Annotated in this window: 1 protein-coding gene; it reads left to right on the forward strand. The window is 69.9% G+C overall.

Annotation, left to right across the window (positions count from 1 at the left end; translation table 11 throughout):
* Positions 1-40: 40 nt before the first annotated feature.
* Positions 41-226, forward strand: a 186-nt coding sequence (locus B4E30_RS00790; protein ID WP_286793088.1) for an ACT domain-containing protein, incomplete at its 3' end; no start/stop codon positions are given.

A 226-nucleotide genomic window follows, 5' to 3' on the forward strand; every position in this document is an offset into this window, starting at 1 on the left:
CCCGCGCGCGCCCGACCGGCGGACACGGCAGAATCGATGCATGGCCGCTCCCAGCCCCCACCTTCTGCCCGACCACGCGTGTCTCATCGTCCACGGCACCGACCGACCCGGAATCGTCGCCGCCGTGTCGGCCCTGATCACCCGCCACGACGGCAACATCGTCGCGTTCGACCAGTACTCCGACGACCCGACGGGTGGCGACTACTTCCAGCGCGTGGTCTTCCAC

It is taken from the genome of Microbacterium sp. UBA3394, assembly GCF_002358725.1.
Lineage (GTDB): Bacteria > Actinomycetota > Actinomycetes > Actinomycetales > Microbacteriaceae > Microbacterium > Microbacterium luteum.